This window comes from Kitasatospora sp. NPDC092286, from assembly GCF_044755565.1.
Lineage (GTDB): Bacteria > Actinomycetota > Actinomycetes > Streptomycetales > Streptomycetaceae > Kitasatospora.
Genome location: NZ_JBIVRD010000009.1, coordinates 4,854 through 28,821 on the forward strand (window position 1 = coordinate 4,854; position 23,968 = coordinate 28,821).

The following is a 23,968-nucleotide window of genomic DNA, read 5'->3' on the forward strand; positions in this document are numbered from 1 at the left end:
CACCCCGGGGGCGCGGGTGTACAAAAACCCACACCCCCCCCCCCCCGGGGTGCGGTCGGCGGGCTTTTTCCCCGGGGCGGGGGGGGGCGGGGGGCGGGCCCCCCCCCCCCCCCCGACTCTCCGGCCGGGACGCCCTGTTGGGCGCCCCGGCCGGGTCCCACCCCCCGGCGCGCCGCCGAACGCCGCACAAACGTGAGAGAAGAAGATCCAGTGACCGCTGAAAACCGTACCGTGGTAGTCACGGGTATCGGCGCCTTCACGCCGCTGGGCGGCGACGCCGCCACCACCTGGGAGAACCTGGTCGCCGGGCGTTCCGGAGTGGCGGTTCTGACCGAGGAGTGGGCTGCCGACCTGCCCGTCCGGATCGCCGCGCGCACCGCCGTCGAACCGGGCGAGATCCTGCCCCGTCCGCTGGCCCGCCGGCTGGACCGCTCGGCGCAGTTCGCGCTGATCGCCGCCCGTGAGGCGTGGGCCGACGCCGGCTACGAGACCCCGGCCACCGACGACTCCTCCAAGCTCACCCCCGAGCGTCTGGGCGCCGTGATCGCCTCCGGCATCGGCGGCGTCACCACCCTGCTCGACCAGTACGACGTGCTGAAGGAGAAGGGCTCCCGCAAGGTCTCCCCGCACACCGTCCCGATGCTGATGCCCAACTCCCCGGCGGCCAACGTCGGTCTGGAGGTCGGCGCCCGCGCGGGTGTGCACACCCCCGTCTCCGCCTGTGCCTCCGGCGCCGAGGCGATCGGCTACGCGATCGAGATGATCCGTTCCGGCCGCGCCGACGTCGTGGTGGCCGGCGGTACCGAGGCCGCGATCCACCCGCTGCCGATCGCCGCGTTCGCCAACATGATGGCGATGTCCAAGAACAACGACGAGCCGCAGCGCGCCTCCCGCCCGTACGACAAGGGCCGGGACGGCTTCGTGCTCGGCGAGGGCGCGGGCGTGGTCGTGCTGGAGTCGATCGAGCACGCCGAGGCGCGCGGCGCCCGGATCTACTGCGAGGCCGTGGGCCAGGGCCTGTCCTCGGACGCCCACCACATCGCCCAGCCCGAGCCCACCGGTGCCGGCGTGGCCCGCGCGCTCGCCGACCTGTTCGACCGCAACCAGCTGGACAAGGCCGAGATCGTGCACGTGAACGCGCACGCCACCTCGACCCCGCAAGGTGACACGGCCGAGCTGAAGGCGCTGCGCAAGGAGCTCGGCGAGCACCTCGACCACATCGCCGTCTCGGCCACCAAGTCGATGACCGGTCACCTGCTGGGCGGCGCCGGCGGTATCGAGACCGTCGCCACCGTGCTGGCCCTGTACAACCGGATCGCCCCGCCGACCATCAACGTCGAGGAGCTGGACGACGACGTGGACGCGGACATCGTGCGCGACGAGGCCCGCCGGCTGCCCGAGGGGCGGATCGCGGCGCTGAACAACTCGTTCGGCTTCGGCGGCCACAACGTGGTGCTGGCCTTCCGCACCGTCTGAGGCCCTCGGGGCGGGCCCGGCCTTCCGTGACGGAGGTCCGGCCCGGCCCACACGAAGGGGTCCGGCGCTCATCGCGAGCGCCGGACCCCTTTCGCGTCCGCCGGTCCGCTCGGGCCCGACCGGACCGGTCGCTCAGACCACCTGGTGCAGCCAGCGCACCGGGGCGCCCTCGCCGGCGTACCGGAAGGGCTCCAACTCGTCGTCCCAGGGCTTGCCGAGCAGCCGGGAGATCTCGGCCTCCAGGTCGGCGCCCTCGCTGCGGGCGCGGAGCAGCACGGCGCGGAGCCTGTCCTCGGGGATCAGGATGTCGCCGTGGATGCCCGTGACGGCGTGGAAGATGCCGAGCGTGGGCGTGCTGCTGTACCGCTCGCCCTCCGCCGTGGCGCAGGGCTCGCTGGTCACCTCGTACCGCATCAGCTGCCAGCCGCGCAGCGCGGAGGCGAGCTTCGAGGCCGTGCCGGGCTCCCCCTTCCAGGAGAGTTCGGCACGCCAGTGTCCGGGCGAGGCCGGCTGGCGGATCCAGTCCAGGCTCACCCGCACACCAAGCACCCCCGCTACGGCCCACTCGACGTGCGGGCACAGCGCGCGGGGCGCGGAGTGGATGTACAGGACTCCACGTGTCGTCACCGGGACCTCCAGGCTGTGGACGAGGGTCGCCTTCCCCAGCTGCCTCGTGCCTGCAGTTGATCCACAGTTACCCACGCTAGCCGACATTAAGCCACTAATTTGAGCAAAACGGACAGGCTTTCGCTCAATGCTAGTCGAATCCTCAACGAGGTCCACCCCCCGGTCGGATCTCTCCCCCGAACGGCCCCATCGCCAGGCGGGACCACCGTACCGCGCCGCCCTGCACGATGGATGACGCACTTTCGGATCCGACCGGAATGCGGTAGTGCGGCCCGACTCTCTGCGCCCGGTGCGCAAACCGCCCCGCGCCCGGGTGGGCGGCGGGGCGGTCGCGGTCGTGATCCGGCGTCAGCCGTCCAGGCGGACCAGCATCTTGCCGGTGTTGGCGCCGCGCAGCAGGTCGAGGAAGGCGTCGACCGCACTGTCGATGCCCTGGGTCACCGTCTCGCGGTACTTCAGCTCACCCGAGCGCACCCACGCGGAGACCTCCTCGACGAACTTCGGCTGAAGGTCGTAGTGGTCACCCACGAGCAACCCCTCCATGCGGAAGCGCTTGGCGATGATCTGCGCGAGGTTGCGGGGGGCCGGGGTCGGCTCAGTGGCGTTGTACTGCGAGATCATGCCGCACACCGCGATGCGCCCGTGCAGGTTGATCGAGTCGATCGCCGCTTCGAGGTGCTCGCCGCCCACATTGTCGAAGTACACGTCGATGCCGTCGGGAGCCGCCGCCTGAAGCTGCTCGGCGACCGGACCGTTCTTGTAGTTGAACGCGGCATCGAATCCGTACTCCTCCACGAGGAGCTTGACCTTCTCGTCCGAGCCGGCGGAGCCGATCACCCGCGCCGCACCCTTCAGCCTGGCGATCTGGCCGACGATGCCACCCACGGCGCCGGCGGCGCCGGACACGAACACCGCGTCGCCGGCCTTGATCTCCGCAATCCGCGTCAGACCCGCGTAGGCGGTCAGACCCGGCATGCCCAGCACACCCAGGTAGGTGGAGAGCGGCGCGGCGTTCGGGTCCACCTTGACCGACGCCCCGGCCTCGAACGTCGCGTACTCGCGCCAACCGAAAGAGTGCAGGACATGGTCACCCTCGGCGAAACCCTCCGCCCGCGAGGCGACGACCTGGCCGACCGCGCCACCCAGCATCGGCTTGTCCAGTTCGTACGGTTCCGCGTACGACTTGCGCGACGACATCCGGCCGCGCATGTAGGGGTCGACCGAGAGATAGGCGTTACGGACCAGGATCTCGCCCGGGCCGGGGGCCCGGACCGGCACCTCGACCAGCGCGAAGTCCGTCGGGACCGGCCAGCCCTCCGGGCGGGCGGTGAGGTGCCATTCACGGGCGGTGGCGGGCGCTGCCTGCTCTGCCATCAGGTGTGCTCCTTGAGGTTCCGGGTGATCCCCGGGCGATTACCGCTCGACCTGAAAGGTTGAGCGACTGAAGTAACGATGGACATGAAAGGTTCATGTTGTCAACTGTTCCGGTAGACTGTCCCCCATGGACACCCAGCAGGCCGGGACCGCCATGCCGCAGCCCGACGAGATCACCCGTGAGGTCGTCGACCTGATGGCCAATCTGGTCGCGCTCTTCCACCGCGAGTACGAGGAGGCCGCCGCCGCCCGCTCGCTCACCGGCGCGCAGGCCAAGGTCCTCGCCCTGCTGCGGCGCGGTCCGATGCCGATGCGCCACATCGCGCAGACGCTCAGCTGCGAGCCGTCCAACATCACCGGCATCGTCGACCGCCTGGAGTCGCGCGGCTTCGTGACCCGGGAGGCCGACCGGCAGGACCGCCGGGTCAAGCTGGTCGCCGCCACCGACACCGGCGCGGCCGCCTCCGAGGAACTGCGCGAGTCGCTGAACTTCGCCCGCGAACCGCTCGCCGCCCTCGGTGCGGACGAGCGGACCGTCCTGCGCGACCTGCTCCGCCGGATGCTCGCGGGGGCCTCCGGCCCGGGGGCGTGAGAAGCATCACAGCCCCTACGGCGGATCCGGCCGAATTGGCCGCCTGTCGGATGTAACCGAACACTTCGCCGAAACGTCTAATGTTCGAGACTTTGGCACCGGTCTGCCCGGAGGGCGGCAGGCGGCGCGGGAAGCCGAGACGAGAAGACGGAAGACGGGGGCCGGAACCGATGAGCAGCAGCCCGCGAAGGCGGCGCATCGTACGGACCGCCGTGGGCCTCGCGGCCGTACTGGTGCTGTCCGTGGCGGGCGCCGGTGCCTGGTTCTACCACCGGCTGGACAGCAACATCAGCACCTTCGACGCGGGCGGCGTCGCCACCGAGCGGCCGCCGGCCCCCGTCCCGGTCACACCGGGCGCCTCGGTGCCGGTCAACATCCTGCTGCTCGGCTCGGACACCCGGGACGACGGCAACGCCGACCTCGGCGGCGGCGAGGAGGGCGTCGGCCACTCCGACACCGCGATCCTGCTGCACATATACGCCGACCACAAGCACGCCGTCGGCGTCTCCATACCCCGGGACACCCTGGTGACCATCCCGTCCTGCAAGCTGCAGAGCGGCAGGTGGACGGAGCCGAAGACGAACCAGATGTTCAACTCGGCGTTCACCATAGGCGAGTTCCCCCAGGGGAACCCGGCCTGTACGCAGAACACCGTCGAGGCGCTGACCGGCCTGCGGATCGACCACACCATCGTGGTCGACTTCAAGGGCGTCGCCGCGATGACGGAGGCGATCAACGGTGTGGACGTCTGCGTCCCCAACGACGTGAACTCGCACAACATCAAGCTCAAGAAGGGCATGCAGAAGATCTCCGGGCAGCCCGCGGTGGACTACCTGCGGGCCCGGTACGGCTTCGGCGACAACTCCGACATCGGGCGGATGAAGCGCCAGCAGGCCTTCCTCTCCTCGATGATCAAGAAGATCCAGGGCCTCGGCTTCTCCCTGCCGACCCTGCTCCCGCTGGCCGACGCGGCCACCCGCTCGCTCACCGTGGACGAGAGCCTGGGCACCGCGATGAAGCTGGTGGACTTCGCCCAGTCGCTGCAGAACATCAAGCTCGCCGACATCACCTTCGTCACCACCCCCTGGCGCTTCGCCGGCGACCGGGTCGCCCTGGTCCACCCCGATGTGGACACGCTCTGGCGGCTGCTGCGCGAGGACCGCACGCTGGACGGGCAGAGCACCGGCCAGGTGAACGGCGCCCCGACCGCCTCCGCGTCCCCGTCCGCCTCCGCCGCGGCCACCGCCACGCCCACCCCGCTGGCGCCCGAGCAGGCGGCCGTACCGGTCCTGGTGGTCAACGGTGTCGGCACTCCCGGGCTGGCCGGGAAGGGCGCCGAGGCGATCCGCGCCAAGGGCTTCCAGAACGTCACCCTGGACGCCCCCAAGGGCGGCCGGCTGAACACCGAGATCGCGTACGACCCCGCGCTGAAGGCCGCCGCCGAGCAGCTGACGCCGCTCTTCCCGCAGGCGCGGCTGGTCGAGGAGCCGGGCTCCGGGGGGATCACCGTGACCCTGGGCCGCGACTACCACCCGACGGCCGCCGCCGGTGCCCCCGACGGTGCCCCGGGTGGCGCGACTCCCGCCGCCTCCGCACCGGGCGGTACGCCGGGCGGTGTCCCCAGCGGCATCGCCGAGAACTCGCGCAGCGCCGACACCGACCCCTGCGCCGACCTGACCTTCGGCTGAGGCCGCGGGACCGGCGCGGGAGCCCGGGCGGGACCGGGCGCGGCTACCGCGGGTCCGGCAGGCCGGTGATCACGGCGGTCAGCCGGGTACCCGCCGGGAAGGCGCCGGCGGCGGCGAGGTCGTACAGGGCGGCCAGGAGCTTGGCGACGTAGCGGCGTTCCAGGGCGATGCCGTGGCGCCGCTCGAAGCCGTCGGCGAAGGCCTCCAGCGCGGCCGGCACCCGGCCGTAGCCGCCGCCGTGGTGGCCGTGGTCGATCCACCAGTTGCCGAACTCGCGTCCGTACGCGGCCCGGTGCAGCCGGGCGACCTCGCCCTCCAGATAGCCGGCGCCACCGCGCAGCACCGCCACGCCCAGCGCCCGGGCGCCCGCCGGCAGGCCGGCCGCGATCCCGGCGAGGGTGCCACCGGTCCCCACCGGGCAGCAGACCACGTCCCGCGCACCGAGACCGGGCAGCTCGGCGGGGACGGCCGCCGCACCGATCGCGGCCAGCGGGTTCGAGCCGCCCTCCGGCAGCACCAGGCAGGGGCCCCACCGCCGCCGCAGCTCCGCCTCGACCGCCGGGTCCGTCCCGCAGCGGCCCGCCGTCTCCCGGTACACGGCCCGGGAGAGGAAGGACAGCTCCATGCCGGCCGCCTCGGCCGCCCGCAGCGACCAGTTGCGCGGCGCCCCGGCCAGTTCCTCGCCCCGGACCAGTCCGACGCTCTCCAGGCCCAGCGCCGCCGCGGCCACCGCGACCGCGCGCAGATGGGTGGAGTAGGCCCCGCCGAAGGTCAGCAGCCGGGTGTGCCCCTGCTCGACCGCCGCCGCCAGGTTCGGCCCGAGCTTGCGCCACTTGTTGCCCGGCACCGTGGGGTGCAGCAGGTCGTCCCGCTTGAGCCGCAGCTCCACCCCGGCCCGCGCCAGCGCCTCGTCGGTACAGTCCACCAGCGGGGTCGGCAGCAGCGCGGGTTCGAGCATCGGGCCAGGATACGGAAGGGCGCGCGAACGGCGGGCGGCGCTGCGAAAGGAGTTCCCCGCCGGGGGGGGCGTCGGCGTTCCTGCCCCCGCCCGTTCCCATGGCGTTCCCATCCGGGTGAATCTCGGCGTGGCGGGCCCCGGAACGAGCCGTCCTGCTCTACAGTCAGATCCAGAGAGTGGCATGTTTCTGCAGGTCAGCCACACCATTTGTCAGATGATCTGTTACATCTGATAGTGGGGCGGGTGGGACTCGAACCCACGACCAAGGGATTATGAGTCCTCCGAAGAACTCACCTGGTCTTCACTGCCTTGCTCTGTCTTTCCCCGTATCCCCAGGTCAGAGGCCGTTTCCGGCTCTCACCCTTCGTTGGCGTTCACTAGCTTTCACGGCCTTTCACCAACGCCACGTCCGCTGAATGTCCGCTAAAACCGAGGCCCTGCGGGTTCCTCCGAGGCTGCCGACGCTGGCCTGCGGCGATGCGCTGCCTCGAAACAGCCGACAAGAGACTCCCCAACCGAAGCTCGACGCCTCCGCCGGCCAGACCGCACCCTCACTCCTCGTCGCCGTCCTCGTCGTCCAGGTAGTTGGCGCCCTCCGGGTCGTGTCGATCAACGTAGCAGCACGACCTGTCCGAGGTTCACATCACGCCCTGTACGGCGCACAGGAGCCCGAGTCCGGTGGCCAGGGCTCCGAGGATCAGGCGCAGGGTCCGTTCGGGCAGGCAGGAGCTAGTGCGGCGCGTTGATCCACTGGATCACCGCTTCCGTTGATCTCTGAGGCTGGCATGCATGCCGGCCAAGAGTGTGTGGCTCGAAGTCGGGCGAATGCCGGGGTGACAACCGGACTGATGTGCGGCGTCGTGTCACTCGGACGGGTGGGCGCGCGGCTCTCCCGCTGGGCGGTCGTTGCCTGCCGGTATGAGGGCGGATAGATCTTGCGTCGGGTGGCCTGTTCCGCCCCTGTAGCGAAAGGACGGTCTGATGGCAGGTCAGTTGGAAACGCGGTACGGCAAGGTCTTCGACGCCATCGACACGGACAGCAACGGAACCGTGGAGTGGGCCGACTACCAACGCCTGGTCGAGCGCGTCACGAAGGCGTACAGCCTTGAGGCGGACAACGACAAGGTGACGCAGCTGGAGCAGGCGTACCAGGGCTTCTGGACTCAGCTGCAGCACCACGGCGGTGGCGGCGACCGCATGACCAAGGAACAGTTCGTCAAGGCCCTGGGCGAGGCGGTCGGCAGCCCCGCTTTCACCGATATGGCGGTCAGCGGCATCGCGGGAGCCCTGTTCCACATCGCGAACACCGACGGCAACGACCAGCTGGGCGAGGACGAGCTGAAGCGTCTCGTCCTGGCCGTCACCAACCGCGATTCCTACACCGGCAGCACGACTTTGGGCGCTGCCCTTCGGGAAGGCAAGGGTGCGTCCGGCGTGGTCGACAGCCGCGCGGTGGCCGTCAGTGCCGGCCGCTTCCTCAAGAGCCAGCAGGTTCCGGAGATCACTGTCGGCGGCCTCATCCTCGGCGTGTACAAGTAGCTGTCCGGCTGATCATGTGAGCCGGGGCGGCATGTGTGGCCGTCTCAGGTCGAGGCAGCCTTCCACCGTCCTGGCGTGCTCCGAACCAGCCCAGCACGGCCTTGAGCTGGCTGACTGATTGCTCCAACCAGTACCACCGACGACGGCGGCCCCCACTTCGAACAACGAAGTGGGGGCCGCCTGTTACTGTCACGGGACGTCAACAAACCGATCTTGTGTTGCGACGATCGCTGGAAACCGCCCGGCGGGCGGGGGTCAGCGCGAGGCGTCGTCGTCGGGGTGGTCCCAGGGTCCAGGCAGGCACTCCTTCCCGCCTGCGGTCAGCACGGTGTCGAGGACGGTCCACAGGACGTGCACCGGGTGGTCGACCGGAAGGCTGGCTGCGGCTTCGCTGAGAGTGGCGTGGATCTCGTCGGTTCCCCAACCTTCGAGGCCGGGGGCGCCGGGGTGGCGCAGCTCGTGCTGGACGACGGCCAGGTGCTGGTCGTACGCCTCGTGCACGGCCGAGGCGCTCCAGGGTGCGGTCTGGAGGTCGTCGCAGACGCATGTCCCGGTAAACAGGCCGGGGCCGGACTGCTCCATCACCAGGCGGTGGCCGTCGCGGAAGACGGCGAACAGCGGATCATCCGGCCAGTGCGGGAAACCGGTGCACTGCTCGGCGCAGGGGCCCGGGGTGTTGGCGGTGCGCCACGGGGTGATGGTCACGGGGTGGTCCTTGTCGGTTCAGGTCAGGCTGAGCTGCTGGGTGGGCGGGAGGAGGTGGAAGTCGGCGGCGGCGAGGAGCGCGCCGCGCCACAGCTGGTAGTTGCCGTCGTCGCAACGGAGGACGTAGGCGGTGTACTGGCTGCCGGGCCCGCAGATCGGGAGTTCGACACGGCGGACGGCGATGACGGTCCAGAAGCAGTGGGGGCTACGGAGGCGTTCGCCGCGCTGGAGGGTCCGGCCGGGCTGGGTCGGGGTGGCGGTGCCGACGTTCTGGTGGAGGTATCGGCCGGTGCAGGGCGGGCAGAGCCGGTCGGTTCGCTCCCACGGGCGGAAGGCGCTGCGGGTGGTGGTGCCGCAGTCGGCGCAGGTGGTGGTGTCGTGGTGGCCGCCGAGCTTGTAGTGGGTGACGCCCGGGTAGCGGGTGATGCGGACGGTGCCGCGGTGGCGGCTGCGGATGGTGATCATGGGGTCCTCTCGGGGGTGAGCAGGGTGGGCTGGTGGTCGAGGTCGCCGAGCCAGCGCAGGAGTCGGGGAAGGTTCTGGTCGGGGCCGTAGGTGAGGTAGGTGCCGTCCGCCGAGGCGCAGCCGAACCAGTCGGCGATGCCGAGGCGTCGGCGGGAGTTGACGCGGCCTATGTGGATCGGCTTGCCGAGCTGGTGGGCTTGGGAGGCGAGGTGTTCGGCGAGGGGCCGGTCTTCCAGGCGTTGGGGAGAGAGGGCCCGCCCCGGCGCGCTCTGCGGCCGGGGCGGACGGTCGCTATGCAGCGACGCCCGGGAACTGTGTGGTGGCAGTCCATTCACGGCACGGCGTGATGCCCAGGTCTTCGAGAACCTGGTCAAGGCTCCCGTTGTCCGGTACCCATTCCCAGTCGGTGCCTTCGGTGCCGGGCCGCTCGGTCCAGGTGAGCATGTAGGAGTGGCCGGAGGTGCGGGGGTCGCCGCACACGGCCTGGGCTTCGCGGCGGGTCATCGCCCACAGAGCCCGCTTGCGGCGGCGTGAGGAGTGCTTCGAGGCGATGAGCACCAGCGCGGTGCTCTCCTCCTGGTCCACGCCTGCGGCGGGAGCCGCCGTGTGGTTCGGCTGCCCGTCGGGGGCGTGGTGACAGTGAGCACAGTGGCGTACGTCCGCTAGCCACCGGCTGGAGTGGCACATGGGGCACGTCTCCGCCGTCGGTGTCGGCTCCACGGTCGGCGGGGACTGCTCGGCCTGATCCTGGTGTTCGGCGGCCTCCGCCTGGGGCTGTTGCTGCATCTCGTCGGCGCTCTTTCGGCCGGAGATGGAGTCGTAGGTGGCGGTGGAGGTCCAGCCGTCGTAACTGTCGTCGGTGGCGCGGACGATGGTCTTGCCGGTGCCGTTGAAGATGTGCCGGATGGTGAGCGACTTCGGGTTGACGCGCAGGACCTCGTACCAGGTACCTCGGTGGAGCGCGAAGTCACCGCGCTTGAAGTCGGCCTTCGTCCACACCTTGAAGCCCTTGGCCTCGGCGTCCTTGATGACCTGCTCCCAGAGCTCGATCTCCTCGGTCAGCTCCTCGTGCTCGATGGTCAGCTCCGGGTCGGAGGGGTTGCGGGAGAACCCTTTGGCGGACTCGCCGCGCTGCCACTTCTCCACTGCCCGCAGGTCAGCCCGCAGCTTGTCCAGGCGCCGGAGGGTGGTGCCGGGGTCCTTGCGGAACCGCTCGTAGTTGGCGGCGGCCTTCTGCCGGTCGGCCCAGTGCTGGGCGCGGTCGCCTTCCTTGATGCTCTTGCGCATCGAGGTGTCCATGCGCTCGCGGTCGCGGCGGGCACGGCCTTCGGAGTGGTGGCCGACGAGGATGGGCTGGCCGAACTCGAACCGCTCCGATATCTGGTGGGCGGACTTCCACGCGGCCTGGGAGTTGTGGGCGGCGTTGTCGGCGTACCCGGCGAAGCGGTCGGCTCGGGCGGCGGCGCGTTCCTCGCGGTCCTGCTCGGCCTCGGCGAAGCTGCGGCGGTCGGCGTTGTCGACGGTGAGGTTCACGTCGAAGCCGGCGTCCCGCAGTCGCTGGGCAAGGAGTTCGAGGTTGGGGGTGTAGGCGGCGTGGTCGCGGCTGTGCGGGAGGTACCAGCAGTCGAGGTTGCGGCTCCAGCGGAAGGGCTGGCGCTGGGTGCGGCCGTACTCGCGGAGCTTGAGGATCTCGGCCGATCCGTCGCCCCGGCTGGTGCCGTCAACCAGGGTGCCGTCCCGGCGGGTGTGGGTGATCTGGATGGTCATTGAACTGCTTCTTTCCGATGAGAGGCTTTCGGCCGCCTGGAGGGCAGAGGGTTGGGAAAGGACAGCCGGAGCTGGCGACGGGGCGGCCGTTGTTGGGGTTGAAGAGGTAGTGAGAGGAAGGGGGGCGGTCGGGGCGGGAGCACCAGCGGGGGCCAGCGAACGAAAGCCCAGCCGTTGCCCTGCCGCAGGGTGGTGATGCAGCCGAGGCCGCCGACCGTCATGGCGTGGCGGATCTCAGGGGTGGACGGGTTAGCGAGGTACAGCATCGGTGGGGCTTGTTCGGAGTATTCGGGCGTTGAGGAGGAGGCAGAGCTGCCGGACGCGGGCGGGTACGTCGGCGGGCTTGGTGTCGGGCCAGGGGTGGGCGGTGGGTCGGGTGTTGGTGGGGCGGTGGACGGTCCAGGTGAGGGGGCTGGTGGCGGTGATGACGAGCTGGGCATGGCGGTCGCGCCGGTAGCGGATGTGGAGCAGCGCGCCGGGTTGGCCGTCCGGGGCGTGGTGGAGGTGGGCGGGTATGCCGGCGGTGGTGAGGGCGGTCACGATGTCGGTGGCGCGGTCGTGGTCGGGGTGGCGGTGGGGCTGCCAGGTGGTGGGGGTTCCCCACTGGGCGGTGGTCAGCTCGCGGGGGCCGGTCGGGCGGGGGTTGGCGACGGTGAGGCGGACGACGGGCTGGGTGGGGGCCTCGAAGGTGATGGGGGTGACGGTGAGGATCGGGGCATCGGTGACATGGGGTCCGGGGAACCAGCCGTCTTCGGTGGGGTAGTCGGTGGGGCCGGTGTAGGTGTGGCGGGTCACGGTTGGCGCTCCGGGGTGAAGAGGCGGCGGGTGTCGGTGATGGGCTGGCAGGCGGCGGGGCAGGGGGCGTACTTCCAGGGGCGGCCGTGGGGGTGGCGGTGGTGTTCGTGGTGGCGGTCGGGGTCGTCGGGGGTGCAGCGGACGGGGTGCCGGCCGCGTGATCCGCAGTGGGGGCACAGGCCGAGGGGGTCGGTGTCGTCGGGGGTGACGGGGTGGGGGTAGGGGCGGGCGGAGCCGTCGACGGGGTGTCCGTTGGCGGGGTTGAACAGGTAGTACGGGGAGCGGGGGTGGACGGGGATGGACCACCAGCGGTGTTCGGGGTCGCTGGTGAGGATGTGGCGGGCGTTGTGGATGGTGGTGCCGTTGTGGTGGAGGTTGGTCCAGCGGACGTAGGCCCAGCCGTTGCCGAACGGGCGGTGGGTGATGCGGGTGGCGTCTCGGGCGTGGGCTTCGGGGAGGGAGGGGGCGGCTTGTTCGAGTTCGCGGCGGGTGCGGGCGGTGATCACGGGGACGAGGTCGAGGGGCAGGTCGGTGAGGTCGATCTCCACGGGTGGGGTCCAGGGGTTGGGGCCGGGCAGCCAGTGCCGCCCGGCCGGGTGGGTGCCGGCTACGGGAGGCGGTTGCAGGTGCCCTGGTGGGTGCCGATACGGGCGGTGACGTGGAGGGGTTCGGGGCCGCCGGTCCAGGTGATGGTGCGGCCGTCGGGTCCGGTGGTGAGCGTGAAGTCGATGCCGGGGAAGGCTTCGGCGAGCCTGTGGGTGATCTCGGAGTCGGGGCGGTGGACGCGGTAGGTGTCGGGGGTTCCGGTGCAGCCGACGTGGCGGCGGTTGTGGCCGCGGCTGGCGCGAAGGTGGGAGTAGAAGAGGGCTCCGGTCCAGTCGCATCCGGTCCGGCCGCAGCGCAAGGGCCAGAGCACGTCGGAGCCGGGGTAGGGCTGGAGGGCGGCGAGTTCGAGGTCGTCGAGGCGGTCCATGGCCGTCGTGGCGGACTGGGCGTTACGGCGGGTCGTCAGGTTGAGCGGCATCGGGTCAGTCCTTGGGGTGGTTGTGGAGCCAGTCGCGGACGGCTCGGACGCAGGCTTCGGTGTCGGCGGCGTGCGGGAGTCCGGGGGATTCGTAGATCGGGACGGGGCGTACGCGTTCCTCGTCGTCGTCCCGGTAGAAGTTCGCGATCCAGCCCGGGTGGTCGGCGATGGGCTCGGTGGTGTGCGAGTCGATGTCGCTGATCCGCACCTCGCCCGTGTCGAGGTAGAGGACCAGGACCCAGCAGCCTCCGGCGGTGCCCAGCAGTTCGACGGGGATGGCGTTGGCGTGGAGCCCCTGGTGGAGGGCGTGGCCTGCCATCGGCGTTCCGTCTCGGAGGAGGCGGTCGATGTCGTTCACGCGGTCACCGCCCGGACGGTGGTGGCCGGGTGGGCGGGCTGGTGGACCGGGATGCCCTTGCGGAGCGACGCGTGCTCGGTGAACCAGCGCCGGGCGAACTCGTCGGTGACGGGCGGGGTGTTGCGGCGGCGGTTCTGGTTGAACCAGAAGCCGCCGGTGCGCTCCCATATCTCGCCGTCGTGGACGATGTGGTCCCCGTCTGCGAGGTGTGCCGGCACGGGCGGGTACGGGATCGGCGGGAGGCTGTTGGGGTCGATGTGGCGGTGTGCGTAGACGGTGACGGGGGTGTTGCCGGTGGGGCGAAGGGTGGTGGGGAACTGCCACCAGGTGTCGGGGAGGGCCTTCATGCCGCCGCGGGTGGGCGGGGTGACGGTCCGGGCGGTGCGGCGGTACTCGCTGCGCCCGAGGTGGTGGATGTGGGTGACGACGGATTCGTGGCCGGTGGCGATGTGCACGATGATGTCGCCGGGGCGCAGCCAGCGGCTGGGGAGGTCCATGACGCCGAACTCGTTGATGGGGCGCTCGGGGTGGCGGGCCGCCGGGGTGGAGTTCCACCGGGTGATGTAGGTGGACACGTCGTGGGCGAGGGCTTCGATGGCGTTGGCCGGGCTGGTGTCGCCGAGGGCGCGTTGGTGGATGGTGACGGCGTGGCCGGGGTTGGTTTCGGGGTCGCGGAGGTGGTGGGTCGCGGTGAGGCCGGTGAGCTGGTCCGGGGTGATGGTGATGTCGGCGCGGTCGTCGGAGATCCGTATCTCGGTGCCGCCGGGCAGTGCGACTACGAGGTAGGGGGCTCGGCCGCCGTTGCTGGTGGTGATCCTTCTGCGATGGAGGGCGAGGCTGGCGAGTTGGCCCACGGTGGTGTCGATCACGGGATGTCCCTTCTGGCGGTCCGGGTTCCGGGGGCGCGGGGTGCGCCCCCGGGGTTGCGGGAGGGCCTGGTGGTTCAGGGGGTGGAGGTTCGGCGGCCACGCGAGGTGGTGGCCAGGTGCTGTGTGTCGCGGGCGACTTGCCGGGCCTCGGTGTGTCGCTGTGCTCGGCGTCGGAGCTTCTTCGCGGCGGTGCTGGTGCCGGCGTAGCGGTAGCAGGTGCAGCCGCGTTGGGTGTAGCGGCACTTGCGGCGGTAGTCGGGGTTGGCGTCGGCCAGTAGGCGGCCCACGGTCGGCTCCTTCGGCAGGTCGGCTGGCGGTCAGCTCGGGCTGGTGGTCTTGGCGGTGGACTTGCGGGGGCGGGTGCCGGTCGTGGGGGTGTCCGTCTTGGCGGCGCGGGTCGATGGCCGGGCCGGGCCGGGCTTCTTCACGGCCGTGGCCTTCTTCGGGGGCACCGGGTCCGGCTTCGGGGCGGTGGCCTTCTTGGCGGGGGTGGCCTTCTTCGCGGCCGGGGGCTTCTTCGCGAAGGCCGTCTTCGTCGGCGTGGCCTTCTTGGCGGGGGCGGCCTTCTTGGCGGGGGTCTTCCTGGCGGGGGTGGCTTTCTTCGCGGCCGGGGTCGGCTCCGGTGTGCGGGCGGGTTGGGTGATCTCGGCGGTGGACGGCTGGGCCGGGTCGGTGTTTGTCTTGGCGGGGTCGGTCGGCTCTGACGGTGCCGCCTGGGTCGGCTGTGCGGCGTTGGCCTCGGCCTCGTCGTCGGTGTCGCCGGTCGTCTGCCAGTTGGGGCGGCGGGCGGCGGTTGCAGCGGCGTCCCAGGGGCGGTGGCCGACGTAGTAGGGCTTGGCGTCGAAGACGGGGAGGAGGTCGTGGGTGAGGACGCCGTGGATGGTCTGGGCGGGGTCGCCGTCGAGGTCGAGGAGGTTCAGGACCGTGTGGTAGTTGCGGCCGGGGCGGAGCGGGCGCGGCCGGTCGGGGCTCGGCTCCGCGGCTGGGGTGCGGGGGGCGGTGATCCAGAGCTGGAGGGTCGTTCCTTCGGTGCGGGCCCGGGCGCTGATGGTGCGGCCTGCGGGGTTGGCGAGGCGTTGGACGGTCAGGTCGTCGCCGGGCTGCGGGGCGGGGCGGTAGCCGTCGAGCATGTTGGCGAGGTCGTCGAAGGCGATAGCGAGGGTGGTGGCGGTGACGATCACGGCTGGCTCCTCCGGGGTGGGTCGACCTATCACCGACCCACCCCACTTTGATTAGATTCAATACTCATTTGGGCCAGAAGGGAGCGGGTTCGACCTTCACCCGCCCTCTCCCTTGGCTTATGTTTAGATTCTATACTCTCATTGGATGGGGTGTCCACTCGCCTCCCCCCGGTCAGGCGGCCTGCGCCGCCACCGCACCGGCCGACAGCCGCTCGGCCCCGCCGATCGCCGCCAGCATGGTCATGTCGCGCACCACGCCGTCCCTGTGCTTGAAGATCGCGACCTTCTCCTCCAGGGCCAGCCGTTCGGTGTCCGCCTGCGCCAGGGTGTCCCCGCACCAGACCGTGGTGTGCGGGCCCAAATCCCAGAGGATCATGTTCGTCGCGGCCCCGGCGGCGGCGATGGGGTCGATGTCGGCCAGGTGCCAGCGGCAGGTCCGCGGGTCGACCTGGTGCTCGCGCATCAGCTGGGCGGCGGCGCGCACCATCCCCCCGGTGCCGGCGGCCGGGTCGCAGATGCTGAACCCGGGCCCGACCTGGGAGCAGTCCCCGAGTTCCATCCGCGCCATCAGCTCGCACACCTCCGGCGGGGTGTGGTACTCCCCCAGTCCCTCGCGGGCGCCGTGACTGCGCAGACCGGTGATCGTCCACGACATCAGGTCGCACTCGGCGAGGTCGTAGGGGTCCACGGAGGAGCCGGTGAGCTCCAGCAGGCTGTTGGTGATCGCGGCATGGGCGACCGCCTTGACGCAGGACAGCTCGTGGTCGCTCAGCGCCTCCTCCATCCACGTGCAGATCGGCAGAGCCCGGTTGGCGAGGTCGGGACGGCGCAGCCACCAGTAGGCCCAGCACTCGCGCATCAGCCCGACGAGGCCCTTGGCGTCCAGGTCGAGCATCAAGTCGGTCTGCAGGTGCGCGTCGGCGCCCTTGACCGGCCACAAGGACAGGGCGGCGACCACGCCGACGGGTATCTCCATCCGGCTGCCGCCGTGGCTGCGGTGCCAGGCGTCGGCGACGGCTTCGGCGGTGCGGCGGGCCGCCGCGTGCGGACTGGTGCCGCGGGGTACGGGGAATCGGCGGACCGCCCGCTTCGGGGCGGGCCTCGTCGCGGCCTTGGGCATGCTCGGGGCCACGGGGGCCGCCGGCGCCGTCCGCACCAGGCGCAGGCGGGGCTCGTCCCTCGGCTGGAAGAAGTCGTACTCGTCCTCGTCGTCCTCCACGACGGCCGGGGCGAAGAGGTTGAGCTGCTGGGTCCGCTTCATGATGGTTTGTCCTCGGATTTTGGGTATGGAAAAGCCCGGCCGGTCACGGGGGCGACCGGCCGGGCCGCAGGGATGGCAGGAGAGGGAGGGGTCAGCCGGAGGGCGGCGCCTCGGTCAGCCGCCGCGCCTCGGTCTCGACGAGGTGGCGGGCGACGGCCGTGGCGAACCGGACGCTGATCGTGCCCACGCCGGCGAGGCGGGCGGCGATGGCGAGCGTGGCGGTGTCGGCGCGCTCGTAGTCGAAGCTGTTCAGGAGCTCGGCGGCGGCGGTGACCTCGACCTGGAGGCCGATCAGGGTGTCCGCCAGCCCGGGGCCGTCGTGGAAGACGCCTCGGCGCGGACAGCGAGGGGCCCCGGCACCGTTGAGCCCGCGTGCCGGGTCCGGGGAAGGGCCGGACCGGGCCGCCTGTCCGCTCGCCTGGGCATCGAGGGTGTGCAGCAGGTGGGCGGCGGCCCTCCCGTACTCCCCGCTCAGGTGGAGTGCGGTGTAGGCGAAGAAGGCCGGGCCCGCCGTCGCGGTGAGGCGTTCGCGGTGTTGCCCGGGGGTCAGCCCCCGGAGCTCACGCGGGCGGTGCCCGTAGGCGCCGGCGATCGCAGCGTCCACCGTCTCGCGGACGGTCCGCTCGATGTGCGGCCGGAGCCCGAGGCTGACGCTCACGGCCCGCAGCGCAGCAGGGAAGGGGCTGCTCACCGGCCCTCCTGGCGGGGAGCCGTCACAGACAGCACCAGCTCGTTGTCGCCGAGGCTCCGGTCGCCGTTCAGATGGTCGTCCAGTACGACGAGGGCCCGGTCGTAGGCCGAGGGGATGGAGGAGGCGTTGAGGACGAACGCGAACCCGCCGGAGTCGAGGACGGCTCGCTTCGCGCCCTCCGTCAGGTCCCCTGCGGAGACGCCCGTGATCTCCCAGTCCTTGTCGAGGATGACCGTCCAGCGCGGGGCTTCCCGCAGGGGATCCAAGGCTCCGCAGTGCTGGCACCGGTGGGGGCGGTGGTAGGTGTGGGCCCTCTCGGTGAGCATTTCGGCGACGGGCTCCGGCGCCTCTGCGGCGGCCTCCTCGACGGCCTTGAACCACGCGTGGCTGCGTTCCGCGCTGACCGGCCCGGAGCGCAGGTCGTGGAGGTGGAGGCGGACCTCGGCCGGGTTGAACGGGACACGCTCCCGGACGAGGAGCCGACCGTCGGCGTAGCCGAGGACGTGGGTCGCGCCGGTCAGGGAGTCCCGGTCGATGAGGAGGTCGACCCGTCCTGGCGTTCCGGACAGGATGGAGCTGGCGGCGGCGATGTTGGTGGCCGACACGAGGGTGCTGAAGACCGCTTGGGGCACGCTCGGCGCTGGGGTGTTCATGGGATGTCTCCGGTCCGTACTCAGTGGTGCAGGTCGCTGTTGTTGAGGACGCAGGTCGAGGCGAGGGCCGCCAGGGCGGCGACGTTGCGCAGGTCGCCACCCTGGTGGATCGCCCCGTGGAACAGCTCGGCGTAGTGGAAGTCACGGATGAGGTGCCGGTACTGGCCGAGGTCGAGGCGGTAGAGGCCGGGAAGGCGGTTGGCCCAGGCGACGGTGATGGCGTGATCGACCAGGGCGCCGGCGGCGTGGACCTGGGCGGGGGGCAGGCTGTGGGCGACGACCTGGGAGACGACGGCGGGCAGGTGGTGCTCGGGGACGTAGGCGAGCTGGTCGCGGAGCGGGGCGGACAGGTCGGGGCTCGGGCTGTGGGTCATGACCGGGGGGTGTTCCTTCGGGAGGGGACCCGGCCGCCGGGGCGGCCGGGCCGGGAGGGGAGAAGTTCAGGAGTTGAGCTGCGGGTCGTTGAGGAGCGCGACCGCGATGTCCGCGACGACCTCGCCGATCCGCTCGTAGTCGGCCCCGATCGCAAGGGTGTGCCGGTACAGCTCCGCGTAGTAGCGGTCGCGGACGAGCTCGTGGAACTGGCGGAACGTCAGCGCGCCGAAGGAGTCGGGCCGGATGCCCCAGCCCACGGAGATGGCGTGCTCGACCATGCAGAAGCCGTTGGCGACGAGGCCCGCACTGATGCAGTCGGCGGAGTCGATGGCGTCGAGGATGGCGAAGTGGTGGTGCTCGGGGCCGCGGATCTCGGCGATGCCAACGGAGAGGCCGGGGCCGATCTCGATGCTCATGGTGTGCTCCTGTCGGTGTACTGGCCTGGTTGGTGGGTCGGTGAAGCGAGCTGGCCGGTCTAGGCGTTCAGGCCGGAGAGGGCGGCCGGGCGGGATCAGGAGTTGAGCTGCGGGTCCTCGGCCAGCGCGGCGGTGATTCGCTCGGCGAGGTCGCCGATCTGGTCGAAGTCGGCGCCGATCGAGATGGCGTGGCGGAAGAGGTCGCCGAAGTAGCGGGCACGCACCAGGTCGCGGAACTGGTGGTAGGTGAGGGCCTGGTTGTCGGCGCGGCGCATCACCCAGGCGACGGTGCTGGCGGTGGCGACCATGCTGAAGGCGTTGTTGATGACGGCGGGGGTGGGGTCGGCGTCGTTCAGCGTGTTGATGACGGCGTCGATGTGGCTCTCGGGGCAGCGCATCTCGATGATCGAGAAGTTGAGGGAGCCGATGGCGGCGACGGTCATGGGATGTTCCTCCGGGTGGGTGGGGTGGGCGGCCCGGCCGGGGTGGCCGGGCCGCCGGCGGGGCGGGTCAGGCGGTGAGGTAGTCGAGGACGGCGAGGGAGAAGCCTCGGGGCAGTGCGCCCGGCCCGGCGTCGGCGCTGGTGGCGTAGTTCTCGGCGATGTCGAGGGCGTCGAGGACGGCGGCGTCCCGGCCGGGCCGGGCCATGAGCCGGGCGACGGAGTCGAGGGCGAGGGCGGCGGCGGAGAGGGTGAGGCGGTGGATGTCCTGCTCGGCGCGGGCCGCGCGGGAGCGGGCGACGCTGGCGTAGTGGCGGGCTTCGGCGGCGGCAGCTGCGGTCAGGGCGTTCACGGCGGTTCCTCCCTCTTCGGGTTGAGGCTTCCCCCCTTCCCTCTTGATTTAGATTCTATACTCATCACGAGTGGGGGTCCACTTCGGCGGGAAGTTCTCAACCGGTGGACGTCGACCGTTTCCGCAGGTCAGAGCTTCGGAAGGGCAACAACGAGGGCGGTCGCGTTGTCGGCGTGCTCATCTCCCGGGCCTCGCAGGCTGGTCGTCCGGGCCCGCTCGACCGCGTCGGTGACCAGCACCCCGGCCGCGGACTTCGCCGGGTACAGGTCGAGGACCGTCACCGGGTAAGCGCCGAAGCCTCCGGCCAGCCGCCCGCCGGCCTCCTCCATCGGCTGGTATGCGCCGTCGCTGCACAGCAGGAGCCGGTCCACCCGGCCCCGGCTGACCGTCCGCTCGCCGATCTCCCCGTAGCCCAGGTCCGACAGCAGGCTGTGGTGGTCGTTGGGGCCCACTGGCAGGTTCCGGGACCTCTTCTTCTGCGCCAGGTTGTGGTCGGTGGTCAGCAGCTCACCCAGGCCGGTCGGGCTGATCGCGTAGGCGCGGGAGTCGCCCGCCCAGCCGACGCGCAGGCCCGTCCACGTGGGGTGCCAGGTCACGACGACCGCCGTCGTGCCCGCTACCCAGCTGTCGGTGCTCTCCTTCCAGTCCGGCACCGCGTCCCGCCCGAGCCTGATCGCGTGGCCGGGCGAGCCGGTGGCCGCCGCCGAGCGGGCCAGGAACGGTGCGAAGTGTTGGACGAACTCGGTGACCTCCTCGTCGTCCCCAATGCCGTCGCACACCACGAACGCCCAGACCCCGCTGGCCCGGTCCCGGTGGACAGCGAAGGCGTCGCACTGTTCACTGCGCAGACCCCTCGACTGCGCCGCCGAGATGACCGGGCCGCCCGGATGCACCCACTGCGCGGAGTCGGCGAGGCCGGACAGCCGGGTGATCTCGTCCCGGGCGAGCTCCTGGTACGTTCCGTCAGCTCGACGCCGGCCGGTGACGAACACGGAGCCCCGGAAGAGCGGGGCCCGTCCACCACCGGCTAGGCCGGTCCACAACTGCTGTGCGTAGCGATTGCTCTCCTCCTCGAACGGCCCGTTGCCGTGGTGCAGGATGTACGGGCCGATCGGCAGCGAGGAGTAGCCGGGGCCCAGATTCGACTTCAACACGGCCTGTTCGGCCGACGTGTGGACGACCACCGTGCGGCCCACGTGGCCACTGAGTTCGTCCTGAGTTCCGTCCGGGTCCACGGCGAAGGCAAAGGTCTTGATCATGTCTTTCAACTCTCTTGTCGTTCGGGGATGTTCAGGGCAGGACAATCAGGGCCTCATGGGCGTAGACGCAGTCCTCGCAGCACAGCTCGTCGAAGACCCAGCCGACGAAGTCGCCGGTTTCGACGGTGAACCCGCAACGGGCGCAGGTGATGTCGTACTGGGCGACGAGCACGACCTCACCCCGTTCCGGCCAGGTGGGCTTCCGCACGGCTCACTCGTGGCCCCTTCGGTGCAGCTCGGGCCGTGCCTGCTCGCGGTGGTCGTAGACCTCGTGCCACGGGCGCGTGAGGGTGACGACAGCCCGGGAGTCCGCGATCAGCGCCATGCTGGCGAGCCCGTCGATCACGGTCCGGGCGAGGTCCTGGCGCGCCTCCCCCGGAGGGATCGTGTGCCAGTCGGCGTGGAAAGCGGGGTCCGCGCGCCAGGTGATCCAGTCGGCCGCCGGGCACTCGACGTTCCAGCGTGTGCCGATGTCGACCGCGCCGAGCAGGTCCTGTTCCTCTATCCAGCCGGGCAGGGCGTACAGGTCGGCCGGACAGCCGTCCTCGCCGAGGTGCGGGATGCTGCAGGCAGCATCGCTCAGGTACCAGCAGGCATCGCGGGCAGCGTCCGCAGGGTCGCTACCCGCAGCCTCGGACCACCGGTCCGCGTGCAGGCTGACGCGCAGGTCTATGCGGATCTTCACGGCCGGAGCGGGCTGGAGAACTCGGTGAGCAGCGCCCCGATGAACTTCTCGATGATCTGGCGTTCCCTGGCGCCCAGGTCGGTGGGCCACCCGTGGTCGTCGGCCGCGCCGAAGAACAGAACAGGTCCCCGGAGGTTGCGGCCAGGGCCACCCGGCAGGATCTCGGTGATGAGCGTGGCGTAGTCGTTGACCGACTGGTCGGCACCCTGCTGGAGGACCGCGAGGCTGAGGACAGGTACTCCGTGGACGCATGCGGCCAGGCGGATGTACTCGACTTCGCCTTCGAGGATCTGGGCGGCTGCGGTCCGGCGCTGCGGGCGGCCGACCGGGAGGTTCACCCGCAGAGCGGTTCCCGTGGGCCCGACGAGCAGGGCGTTTGGCTCGGCCGCGGTGAACTCGTGCGGCTGGTAGGGCAGGGCCCTGCCTGCGGGGTCGTCGCCGGCCCGTACTGTGCAGCTGCCCTCCGGCGCGGTGACGAGTACAGTCCCGGGTCGGCCTTCGCACTCTCTTGCCGTGATCTGGATTCGTCGGTCTGCGGGCACTGCGGTGGTGGGCATGTCGGTCTTCCTGCCTGGTGATGGTGGTGTCGGGCTGGCCGCCCGGGGGCCGCGTGGCGCGACCCCCGGGCCGGGCGGGGATCAGGAGGCCGGCGGGTACCAGGCGTCGATCACGTCGAAGAGGGCCTGGTGAGCCTGGCCTGCGGCCTGCCCTGCGGGGAAAGTCCCGGTCACGGTGTCCACGTGGGCCTTGCGGGCGTCCAGGAGGATGAAGTCGACGCGGATGTGGCCCCACTCCGGGGCGCCGGTGAACGCGATCTTGACGGTGCGGTCGTCGTCCGGAGTGACGTCCACGAACACGGAGTTGAGGACGGCGCGGGCCTCGATAGCCGGGTTGTGGATCAGCTCGGCGGTGGCGGTGGCGACGGCGGCGTACATGGGGTTTCCCTTCTTGAGTGGGGGTGTCTCCCCCATCTCTTACTTAGATTCTATACTCATTGAGAGGGGGTGTCCACTCCCAGGAACATCAACTCCCGCACACGGGGACCGAGTTGCCCGAGAATCACAGACACCCCGCCCCAGGATGCGCAGGAGCACGCAGGGCCGAGACAAGAGCCCCGCCGACCGGTCGGCCGAACCCTCCGAGGCGGGCTGGCCGCCCGGGGGCCGCGTGGCGCGACCCCCGGGCCGGGCGGGGATCAGGAGGCCGGCGGGTACCAGGCGTCGATCACGTCGAAGAGGGCCTGGTGAGCCTGGCCTGCGGCCTGCCCTGCGGGGAAAGTCCCGGTCACGGTGTCCACGTGGGCCTTGCGGGCGTCCAGGAGGATGAAGTCGACGCGGATGTGGCCCCACTCCGGGGCGCCGGTGAACGCGATCTTGACGGTGCGGTCGTCGTCCGGAGTGACGTCCACGAACACGGAGTTGAGGACGGCGCGGGCCTCGATAGCCGGGTTGTGGATCAGCTCGGCGGTGGCGGTGGCGACGGCGGCGTACATGGGGTTTCCCTTCTTGAGTGGGGGTGTCTCCCTCATCTCTTACTTAGATTCTATACTCATTCGGAGTCGGTGTCCAACTCTGAGCCCATCAACTCGACTTTTATGCAGGTGAGTTGCCCTCGCCTGCGGGCCGCGCGGGGCCGGGTCCGCTCAGTGGCCGAGCTGCGTGGCGATGGCGTCGAGGACGGCGCGGGTGCAGGCAAGGTGTCGCAGTGCCACCTCGTGCCCGTCGCGGGCGGCGGCCACGGCGAGGTCGACGGCGGCGGCGATCACCGCCTCGGGAACCGTCGCGAGCCACTGGGCATACGGGGTCGATCCGCCGGCACCCTCCCACACAGCGTGGGTGGCGCATTCGGCGACTGCGGCGGCGTAGGCGGCGGGCATCGCCGCGAGGCCGTGCGAGCGGGCGAGGCAGGCGGCGAGGGGGATGAGGTCTGGGGCGCCGATGAGCGCCCGAAGGTCGGCCGGAGCGGTGGCGGTGGCGGTGGTCATGGTTCTCCTGGGCGGGCGGCCCCCGGCGGGGGCCGCCCGGGGTGGTCAGTTCGCGTCGAGGTGGGAGTCGGTCGCGAGGAGTCCGAGGCTGAGGCGGGCAATGCGCAGCTGGTTGGCGCCGGCCCAGGGGTCCCCGACGGTCCGCGCCGCGCCGTCGGCGAGCACGAGGAACAGGGCGGGGCTCACGTCGGACAGCCATGCCGTGAAGGGCTGGGTGTGGGCGGTCTGGGCCCATGTGTCGCGGATGGCGGACTCGGCGGCGGCTGCGGCGGTGACGGTCTCGTCGGCGGCGAGGTCGTAGTGCTGGCCGATCCAGGCCGCGAGGGTACCGTCGAGCAGGTGGGTGTGGAGCTGTGAGGCGGCCTGGGCGGGGTCGGCGGTGGTGATGGCCATGGTCTTCCCTACTTCTCGCTTCCCTGATTCCTATACTTAGA

The 23,968-nt window shown here is 71.1% G+C and carries 33 protein-coding genes; 4 read left to right on the forward strand and 29 right to left on the reverse strand.

All coding sequences use genetic code 11. From position 1 onward, the window contains the following. Positions 1-210: 210 nt before the first annotated feature. Entirely contained in the window at positions 211-1,476 is a 1,266-nt protein-coding gene (fabF, locus tag ACIQIB_RS10930) for a beta-ketoacyl-ACP synthase II (RefSeq protein ID WP_363607156.1), read from the forward strand. Between the two features lie 132 nt (positions 1,477-1,608). Here fabF and ACIQIB_RS10935 read toward each other — a convergent pair whose 3' ends face one another. Together ACIQIB_RS10935 and ACIQIB_RS10940 are read right to left on the reverse strand one after the other, a co-directional pair. Further along, positions 1,609-2,103 (reverse strand): DUF3145 domain-containing protein, encoded by a 495-nt coding sequence (locus tag ACIQIB_RS10935; protein ID WP_363607157.1) that lies wholly within the window; start codon positions 2,101-2,103, stop codon positions 1,609-1,611. Between the two features lie 348 nt (positions 2,104-2,451). Then, complete coding sequence (locus ACIQIB_RS10940; RefSeq protein ID WP_400757569.1) at positions 2,452-3,477, reverse strand: NADP-dependent oxidoreductase; 1,026 nt, start codon at positions 3,475-3,477, stop codon at positions 2,452-2,454. 127 nt (positions 3,478-3,604) lie between these two features. On the opposite strand from ACIQIB_RS10940, the gene ACIQIB_RS10945 reads away from it, so the two are divergent. Then, the gene (locus ACIQIB_RS10945; RefSeq protein ID WP_363607159.1) at positions 3,605-4,069 is read left to right on the forward strand and encodes a MarR family transcriptional regulator; all 465 of its coding nucleotides are present in this window, start codon (positions 3,605-3,607) and stop codon (positions 4,067-4,069) included. A 170-nt stretch (positions 4,070-4,239) separates the two neighbouring features. Further along, positions 4,240-5,757, forward strand: coding sequence for an LCP family protein (locus ACIQIB_RS10950; protein WP_400757570.1), 1,518 nt, complete (start codon positions 4,240-4,242; stop codon positions 5,755-5,757). A gap of 43 nt (positions 5,758-5,800) precedes the next feature. On the opposite strand, the gene ACIQIB_RS10955 is transcribed toward ACIQIB_RS10950, so the two are convergent. Next, on the reverse strand, positions 5,801-6,715 hold the full coding sequence (locus ACIQIB_RS10955; RefSeq protein ID WP_400757571.1) for a 1-aminocyclopropane-1-carboxylate deaminase/D-cysteine desulfhydrase: 915 nt from the start codon (positions 6,713-6,715) through the stop codon (positions 5,801-5,803). Positions 6,716-7,696: 981 nt separating this feature from the next. On the opposite strand from ACIQIB_RS10955, the gene ACIQIB_RS10960 reads away from it, so the two are divergent. Further along, entirely contained in the window at positions 7,697-8,254 is a 558-nt protein-coding gene (locus ACIQIB_RS10960) for a hypothetical protein (protein ID WP_400757572.1), read from the forward strand. A gap of 255 nt (positions 8,255-8,509) precedes the next feature. Here the strand turns inward: ACIQIB_RS10960 and ACIQIB_RS10965 are convergent, their stop codons facing one another. From ACIQIB_RS10965 to ACIQIB_RS11090, 26 genes are all read right to left on the reverse strand, one after another. Next, the gene (locus ACIQIB_RS10965) at positions 8,510-8,959 is read right to left on the reverse strand and encodes a hypothetical protein (protein ID WP_400757573.1); all 450 of its coding nucleotides are present in this window, start codon (positions 8,957-8,959) and stop codon (positions 8,510-8,512) included. An 18-nt stretch (positions 8,960-8,977) separates the two neighbouring features. Then, positions 8,978-9,424: a hypothetical protein gene (locus tag ACIQIB_RS10970; RefSeq protein ID WP_400757574.1), complete on the reverse strand. Its 447-nt coding sequence runs from the start codon at positions 9,422-9,424 to the stop codon at positions 8,978-8,980. Next, complete coding sequence (locus tag ACIQIB_RS10975) at positions 9,421-9,759, reverse strand: hypothetical protein (protein ID WP_400757575.1); 339 nt, start codon at positions 9,757-9,759, stop codon at positions 9,421-9,423. The genes ACIQIB_RS10970 and ACIQIB_RS10975 overlap by 4 nt, the downstream gene beginning before the upstream one ends. Further along, complete coding sequence (locus ACIQIB_RS10980) at positions 9,716-11,191, reverse strand: DUF3560 domain-containing protein (protein WP_400757576.1); 1,476 nt, start codon at positions 11,189-11,191, stop codon at positions 9,716-9,718. Before ACIQIB_RS10980 ends, ACIQIB_RS10975 begins: the two co-directional genes overlap by 44 nt. A 249-nt stretch (positions 11,192-11,440) precedes the next feature. Beyond that, positions 11,441-11,986, reverse strand: a complete 546-nt coding sequence (locus tag ACIQIB_RS10985; protein WP_400757577.1) for a hypothetical protein — start codon at positions 11,984-11,986, stop codon at positions 11,441-11,443. Continuing rightward, positions 11,983-12,534, reverse strand: a complete 552-nt coding sequence (locus ACIQIB_RS10990) for a hypothetical protein (RefSeq protein ID WP_400757578.1) — start codon at positions 12,532-12,534, stop codon at positions 11,983-11,985. Before ACIQIB_RS10990 ends, ACIQIB_RS10985 begins: the two co-directional genes overlap by 4 nt. Before the next feature lie 59 nt (positions 12,535-12,593). Next, positions 12,594-13,010: a hypothetical protein gene (locus ACIQIB_RS10995; RefSeq protein ID WP_400757579.1), complete on the reverse strand. Its 417-nt coding sequence runs from the start codon at positions 13,008-13,010 to the stop codon at positions 12,594-12,596. A 4-nt stretch (positions 13,011-13,014) separates the two neighbouring features. After that, positions 13,015-13,329, reverse strand: coding sequence for a hypothetical protein (locus ACIQIB_RS11000; RefSeq protein ID WP_400757580.1), 315 nt, complete (start codon positions 13,327-13,329; stop codon positions 13,015-13,017). A gap of 35 nt (positions 13,330-13,364) precedes the next feature. Beyond that, a complete protein-coding gene (locus ACIQIB_RS11005) occupies positions 13,365-14,237 on the reverse strand; it encodes a hypothetical protein (RefSeq protein WP_400757581.1) in 873 nt (290 codons plus the stop codon). A gap of 74 nt (positions 14,238-14,311) precedes the next feature. After that, positions 14,312-14,524, reverse strand: coding sequence for a hypothetical protein (locus ACIQIB_RS11010; protein WP_400757582.1), 213 nt, complete (start codon positions 14,522-14,524; stop codon positions 14,312-14,314). Between the two features lie 30 nt (positions 14,525-14,554). Beyond that, positions 14,555-15,418, reverse strand: coding sequence for a hypothetical protein (locus tag ACIQIB_RS11015; RefSeq protein ID WP_400757583.1), 864 nt, complete (start codon positions 15,416-15,418; stop codon positions 14,555-14,557). Positions 15,419-15,590: 172 nt separating this feature from the next. Beyond that, positions 15,591-16,679 (reverse strand): N-6 DNA methylase, encoded by a 1,089-nt coding sequence (locus tag ACIQIB_RS11020; RefSeq protein ID WP_400757584.1) that lies wholly within the window; start codon positions 16,677-16,679, stop codon positions 15,591-15,593. Positions 16,680-16,770: 91 nt separating this feature from the next. Continuing rightward, complete coding sequence (locus tag ACIQIB_RS11025) at positions 16,771-17,370, reverse strand: hypothetical protein (protein WP_400757585.1); 600 nt, start codon at positions 17,368-17,370, stop codon at positions 16,771-16,773. Then, positions 17,367-18,023, reverse strand: coding sequence for a hypothetical protein (locus ACIQIB_RS11030; protein ID WP_400757586.1), 657 nt, complete (start codon positions 18,021-18,023; stop codon positions 17,367-17,369). The genes ACIQIB_RS11025 and ACIQIB_RS11030 overlap by 4 nt, the downstream gene beginning before the upstream one ends. A 20-nt stretch (positions 18,024-18,043) precedes the next feature. Further along, complete coding sequence (locus tag ACIQIB_RS11035; protein WP_400757587.1) at positions 18,044-18,397, reverse strand: hypothetical protein; 354 nt, start codon at positions 18,395-18,397, stop codon at positions 18,044-18,046. Positions 18,398-18,463: 66 nt separating this feature from the next. Next, entirely contained in the window at positions 18,464-18,814 is a 351-nt protein-coding gene (locus tag ACIQIB_RS11040) for a hypothetical protein (protein WP_400757588.1), read from the reverse strand. Between the two features lie 95 nt (positions 18,815-18,909). Continuing rightward, positions 18,910-19,257: a hypothetical protein gene (locus ACIQIB_RS11045; RefSeq protein ID WP_400757589.1), complete on the reverse strand. Its 348-nt coding sequence runs from the start codon at positions 19,255-19,257 to the stop codon at positions 18,910-18,912. Positions 19,258-19,324: 67 nt separating this feature from the next. Next, the gene (locus tag ACIQIB_RS11050) at positions 19,325-19,606 is read right to left on the reverse strand and encodes a hypothetical protein (protein ID WP_400757590.1); all 282 of its coding nucleotides are present in this window, start codon (positions 19,604-19,606) and stop codon (positions 19,325-19,327) included. 128 nt (positions 19,607-19,734) lie between these two features. Next, a complete protein-coding gene (locus ACIQIB_RS11055; protein WP_400757591.1) occupies positions 19,735-20,865 on the reverse strand; it encodes a PP2C family protein-serine/threonine phosphatase in 1,131 nt (376 codons plus the stop codon). Positions 20,866-20,896: 31 nt separating this feature from the next. Continuing rightward, a complete protein-coding gene (locus ACIQIB_RS11060; protein WP_400757592.1) occupies positions 20,897-21,073 on the reverse strand; it encodes a hypothetical protein in 177 nt (58 codons plus the stop codon). A gap of 3 nt (positions 21,074-21,076) precedes the next feature. Further along, on the reverse strand, positions 21,077-21,550 hold the full coding sequence (locus tag ACIQIB_RS11065; RefSeq protein ID WP_400757593.1) for a hypothetical protein: 474 nt from the start codon (positions 21,548-21,550) through the stop codon (positions 21,077-21,079). Next, positions 21,547-22,107, reverse strand: coding sequence for a hypothetical protein (locus ACIQIB_RS11070; protein WP_400757594.1), 561 nt, complete (start codon positions 22,105-22,107; stop codon positions 21,547-21,549). The genes ACIQIB_RS11065 and ACIQIB_RS11070 overlap by 4 nt, the downstream gene beginning before the upstream one ends. An 81-nt stretch (positions 22,108-22,188) precedes the next feature. Further along, positions 22,189-22,485 carry a hypothetical protein gene (locus tag ACIQIB_RS11075; protein ID WP_400757595.1) on the reverse strand — a complete coding sequence of 99 codons (297 nt, stop codon included), beginning with the start codon at positions 22,483-22,485 and terminating at the stop codon, positions 22,189-22,191. A 260-nt stretch (positions 22,486-22,745) separates the two neighbouring features. After that, positions 22,746-23,042 (reverse strand): hypothetical protein, encoded by a 297-nt coding sequence (locus ACIQIB_RS11080; RefSeq protein ID WP_400757595.1) that lies wholly within the window; start codon positions 23,040-23,042, stop codon positions 22,746-22,748. Between the two features lie 150 nt (positions 23,043-23,192). Continuing rightward, complete coding sequence (locus ACIQIB_RS11085) at positions 23,193-23,534, reverse strand: hypothetical protein (protein WP_400757596.1); 342 nt, start codon at positions 23,532-23,534, stop codon at positions 23,193-23,195. A 45-nt stretch (positions 23,535-23,579) separates the two neighbouring features. Further along, a complete protein-coding gene (locus ACIQIB_RS11090; RefSeq protein WP_400757597.1) occupies positions 23,580-23,927 on the reverse strand; it encodes a hypothetical protein in 348 nt (115 codons plus the stop codon). Positions 23,928-23,968 lie beyond the last annotated feature (41 nt).

Excerpts from the sequence above, each read along its gene's own strand:
- ACIQIB_RS10995 (WP_400757579.1), bottom strand. The coding sequence starts at position 13,010 with ATGCCGCTCAACCTGACGACCCGCCGTAACGCCCAGTCCGCCACGACG.
- ACIQIB_RS11030 (WP_400757586.1), bottom strand. The coding sequence starts at position 18,023 with ATGAACACCCCAGCGCCGAGCGTGCCCCAAGCGGTCTTCAGCACCCTC.
- ACIQIB_RS11090 (WP_400757597.1), bottom strand. The coding sequence starts at position 23,927 with ATGGCCATCACCACCGCCGACCCCGCCCAGGCCGCCTCACAGCTCCAC.
- ACIQIB_RS10960 (WP_400757572.1), top strand. The coding sequence starts at position 7,697 with ATGGCAGGTCAGTTGGAAACGCGGTACGGCAAGGTCTTCGACGCCATC.
- ACIQIB_RS10945 (WP_363607159.1), top strand. The coding sequence starts at position 3,605 with ATGGACACCCAGCAGGCCGGGACCGCCATGCCGCAGCCCGACGAGATC.
- ACIQIB_RS11040 (WP_400757588.1), bottom strand. The coding sequence starts at position 18,814 with ATGAGCATCGAGATCGGCCCCGGCCTCTCCGTTGGCATCGCCGAGATC.
- ACIQIB_RS11085 (WP_400757596.1), bottom strand. The coding sequence starts at position 23,534 with ATGACCACCGCCACCGCCACCGCTCCGGCCGACCTTCGGGCGCTCATC.
- ACIQIB_RS10980 (WP_400757576.1), bottom strand. The coding sequence starts at position 11,191 with ATGACCATCCAGATCACCCACACCCGCCGGGACGGCACCCTGGTTGAC.
- ACIQIB_RS10940 (WP_400757569.1), bottom strand. The coding sequence starts at position 3,477 with ATGGCAGAGCAGGCAGCGCCCGCCACCGCCCGTGAATGGCACCTCACC.
- ACIQIB_RS11020 (WP_400757584.1), bottom strand. The coding sequence starts at position 16,679 with ATGAAGCGGACCCAGCAGCTCAACCTCTTCGCCCCGGCCGTCGTGGAG.
- ACIQIB_RS11075 (WP_400757595.1), bottom strand. The coding sequence starts at position 22,485 with ATGTACGCCGCCGTCGCCACCGCCACCGCCGAGCTGATCCACAACCCG.
- ACIQIB_RS10955 (WP_400757571.1), bottom strand. The coding sequence starts at position 6,715 with ATGCTCGAACCCGCGCTGCTGCCGACCCCGCTGGTGGACTGTACCGAC.
- ACIQIB_RS10950 (WP_400757570.1), top strand. The coding sequence starts at position 4,240 with ATGAGCAGCAGCCCGCGAAGGCGGCGCATCGTACGGACCGCCGTGGGC.
- ACIQIB_RS11070 (WP_400757594.1), bottom strand. The coding sequence starts at position 22,107 with ATGCCCACCACCGCAGTGCCCGCAGACCGACGAATCCAGATCACGGCA.
- ACIQIB_RS10970 (WP_400757574.1), bottom strand. The coding sequence starts at position 9,424 with ATGATCACCATCCGCAGCCGCCACCGCGGCACCGTCCGCATCACCCGC.
- ACIQIB_RS11045 (WP_400757589.1), bottom strand. The coding sequence starts at position 19,257 with ATGACCGTCGCCGCCATCGGCTCCCTCAACTTCTCGATCATCGAGATG.
- ACIQIB_RS11035 (WP_400757587.1), bottom strand. The coding sequence starts at position 18,397 with ATGACCCACAGCCCGAGCCCCGACCTGTCCGCCCCGCTCCGCGACCAG.
- ACIQIB_RS11055 (WP_400757591.1), bottom strand. The coding sequence starts at position 20,865 with ATGATCAAGACCTTTGCCTTCGCCGTGGACCCGGACGGAACTCAGGAC.
- ACIQIB_RS11080 (WP_400757595.1), bottom strand. The coding sequence starts at position 23,042 with ATGTACGCCGCCGTCGCCACCGCCACCGCCGAGCTGATCCACAACCCG.
- ACIQIB_RS11000 (WP_400757580.1), bottom strand. The coding sequence starts at position 13,329 with ATGGCAGGCCACGCCCTCCACCAGGGGCTCCACGCCAACGCCATCCCC.